4 protein-coding genes are annotated in these 3,051 nt (G+C 34.1%); all 4 read left to right on the top strand.

Annotation, left to right across the window (positions count from 1 at the left end; genetic code table 11):
- The first annotated feature begins 268 nt into the window (after positions 1-268).
- From M0R38_13255 to M0R38_13270, 4 genes are read left to right on the top strand one after another with little or no spacing between them, the layout of a single operon-like run.
- Positions 269-589, top strand: coding sequence for a metalloregulator ArsR/SmtB family transcription factor (locus tag M0R38_13255; protein ID MCK9482703.1), 321 nt, complete (start codon positions 269-271; stop codon positions 587-589).
- A gap of 18 nt (positions 590-607) precedes the next feature.
- On the top strand, positions 608-1,447 hold the full coding sequence (locus M0R38_13260) for an arsenite methyltransferase (GenBank protein ID MCK9482704.1): 840 nt from the start codon (positions 608-610) through the stop codon (positions 1,445-1,447).
- Between the two features lie 4 nt (positions 1,448-1,451).
- The gene (arsB, locus tag M0R38_13265; GenBank protein ID MCK9482705.1) at positions 1,452-2,486 is read left to right on the top strand and encodes an ACR3 family arsenite efflux transporter; all 1,035 of its coding nucleotides are present in this window, start codon (positions 1,452-1,454) and stop codon (positions 2,484-2,486) included.
- On the top strand, positions 2,483-2,899 hold the full coding sequence (locus M0R38_13270; GenBank protein MCK9482706.1) for an arsenate reductase ArsC: 417 nt from the start codon (positions 2,483-2,485) through the stop codon (positions 2,897-2,899). The genes arsB and M0R38_13270 overlap by 4 nt, the downstream gene beginning before the upstream one ends.
- The last annotated feature ends 152 nt before the right edge of the window (positions 2,900-3,051 follow it).

A 3,051-nucleotide genomic window follows, 5' to 3' on the forward strand; every position in this document is an offset into this window, starting at 1 on the left:
AGGCACACGGGTTTGGCAAAAGTGGCGGTTCATTGTTACGCAGACACATTTGTGGTTAATCAAACATTCGTTCTCCGCATCAACATTTGTGCTAAAAATCCCCGCCTTCGGCAATACCCAAACCGTTAGCAGCAACTCCGAAAAAACACCTCCGAACAAAATTACCCGTCTATAGAAAATTAAATTTGAAAAAAAAATCAACAGAATAGTTCTACAATTAAAATCTATATTGTAATATTGCAATATAGAAATAATCAAAACAATAAAAATGAAAAACGATTATACGGAAAGTCAGCAAGAAATAGCAACCTTGTTTAAAGCCTTAGGACATCCAGCACGAGTGGCTATTATGGAACATCTACTAAAAATTAACGCCTGCATTGTTGGCGATATAGTTGACGAACTACCATTGGCACAGCCAACTGTTTCGCAACACTTGAAAGAATTGAAAAACGCTGGCTTAATCAAAGGAAATATTGAAGGAAATACGATTTGTTATTGTGTGAATGAAAAAGGGATTGAAAAATTAAGCAATTATTTTTCAGGTTTTCACTCCAAATTAAATAAGCAAGAAAATAAATGTTGTTAAATCAAAAATATAAGAACAATGAACAATAACGAACAAATTAAAGAAACGGTTAAGCAAAAATACAGTGAAATTGCTTTGCAGGACAATGAAACAAATGCTACTTCTTGTTGTGGCAGTGGCGGTTGTAGCACAGAAGTATATAACATTATGAGTGACGAATACGAACACTTAGACGGTTACAATCCCGATGCGGATTTGAAATTAGGATGCGGATTGCCGACTAAATTTGCTAAAATTAAAAAGGGCGATACCGTTGTGGATTTGGGAAGCGGTGCAGGAAATGACTGTTTTGTAGCAAGACACGAAACAGATGAAACAGGAAAAGTTATCGGAATTGATTTTACCGAAGCAATGATAGAAAAGGCAAGAACGAATGCCGAAAAACTAAATTTCAATAATGTAGAGTTCCGATTGGGGGACATTGAAAAAATTCCTATTACCGCTAATGTTGCTGACGTGGTGGTAAGCAATTGTGTAATGAACCTGGTACCTGACAAGCCAAAAGCATTTGGCGAAGTTTACCGTATATTAAAGCCGGGTGGACATTTCAGTATTTCGGATATTGTCCTTACCGGAGATTTACCTGAAAAAATTAAAAATGCAGCAGAAATGTATGCCGGATGCGTGGCAAGTGCTATTCGGAAAGAAGATTACTTACAAATAATTAAAGATGCAGGATTTCAAAACATCACGCTACAAAAAGAAAAAACCATTATTGTACCCAATGATATTTTAAAAAATTATTTAACAGAAGAAGAAATAGCAATTTACAATTCAAAGCCAAATATCATTTTCAGTATCACTGTATATGGAGAAAAGCAAGGAAATTGCTGTTCGTCTGAAACTAAATGCTGTTAATTCTATGAATATTAAAATGAAATTTTTAGACCGTTATCTGACGGTCTGGATATTTTTAGCAATGATACTTGGTTTAGGGTTAGGCTATCTTTTTCCTACTATTTCAGAAAGTATGAATAAATTCTCTATTGGAACGACCAATATTCCATTAGCAATAGGGTTAATTTTAATGATGTACCCGCCCTTAGCAAAAGTAGATTACAGTTTACTGCCCAAAGTAATGCAAGACAAAAAAGCGATTGCAGCTTCATTAATCTTAAATTGGATTATAGGTACGGTCTTAATGTTTGGTTTGGCAGTTTTGTTTTTAAGAAACGAACCCGAATATATGACTGGGCTTATTTTAATAGGTTTAGCTAGATGTATTGCAATGGTCATTGTTTGGAGTGATTTAGCCAAAGCAAACAGAGAATATACCGCCTTATTGGTTGCTTTGAACAGTATTTTTCAAATTGTATCTTACAGCTTCTTTGTTTGGTTGTTCATCAAAGTTTTACCCAACTATTTAGGTTTGGGTAATTTTGATGTAAGTGTTTCAATGCGAGATGTAACAGAAAGTGTATTGATTTACTTAGGAATACCATTTACCGCAGGATTTCTTGGTCGTTATTTCTTGATAAAGAAAAAAGGAGAAACTTGGTATAATCATAAATTTATCCCAAAAATATCTCCTATTACCTTAATCGCACTTTTAGCAACCATTGTTTTAATGTTCAGTTTAAAAGGGAATCAAATTATTGAATTGCCGTTGGATGTAATAAAAATTGCCATACCGCTTATTCTCTATTTTGTATTGATGTTTTTCATTAGCTTTTTTATTAACAAAGCAATGAAAATTCCTTACGATAAAAATGCTTCAATTGCCTTTACAGCAACAGGAAACAATTTTGAATTAGCCATTGCCGTAGCTATTGCAGTTTTTGGATTAAATTCCCCTCAAGCATTTACCGCAGTAATAGGTCCATTAGTGGAAGTACCTGTACTCATTTCTTTAGTGAATGTCAGTTTAAAATTAAAACAAAAGTATTATTCAAAATGAAAAAGAAAATCTTAGTGCTATGCACAGGTAATAGTTGCAGAAGTCAAATAGCAGAAGCATATTTACGCTATTTTGCAGGAGATAAAGCAGATATTTATAGTGCAGGAGTTGAAACTCACGGAGTAAATCCAAAAGCAATTACCACTATGAAAGAAGACGGAATTGATATATCCAGCCACACATCAAACAACATTGACGAATACAAAAACATAGATTTTGACTTTGTAATAACTGTCTGCGACAACGCTAAAGAACGATGCCCCTATTTTCCGACCAAAGCCAAGAAATTTCATCACAACTTTCCCGACCCTGTAAAAGCAATAGGAACAGACGAAGAAATCAATGAACAATTCAGAAAAGTCCGAGAAGAAATAAAGAAGTACAGTAAGGATTTTGTAGATAAAAAATTGTAAATGAAAGGAGTATGCTGATAACAGCGGTAGCTGTTGCACAACTCTCTAAAAAAAGAAAAAAACATCAAAAACGGCTTCATTAGAAGCGATTTAAGCACACTTGTTTTTTCAACTATGCTTTTTAAGTTGGTTTTTTGGGTGGTTTATATAGG

It is taken from the genome of Bacteroidia bacterium (genome assembly GCA_023228875.1).
Taxonomy (GTDB): domain Bacteria; phylum Bacteroidota; class Bacteroidia; order NS11-12g; family UBA955; genus JALOAG01.

Bases quoted from the DNA above. Each gene is read 5' to 3' on its own strand.
- M0R38_13260 (MCK9482704.1), top strand. From the start codon at position 608: ATGAACAATAACGAACAAATTAAAGAAACGGTTAAGCAAAAATACAGT.
- arsB (MCK9482705.1), top strand. From the start codon at position 1,452: ATGAATATTAAAATGAAATTTTTAGACCGTTATCTGACGGTCTGGATA.
- M0R38_13255 (MCK9482703.1), top strand. From the start codon at position 269: ATGAAAAACGATTATACGGAAAGTCAGCAAGAAATAGCAACCTTGTTT.
- M0R38_13270 (MCK9482706.1), top strand. From the start codon at position 2,483: ATGAAAAAGAAAATCTTAGTGCTATGCACAGGTAATAGTTGCAGAAGT.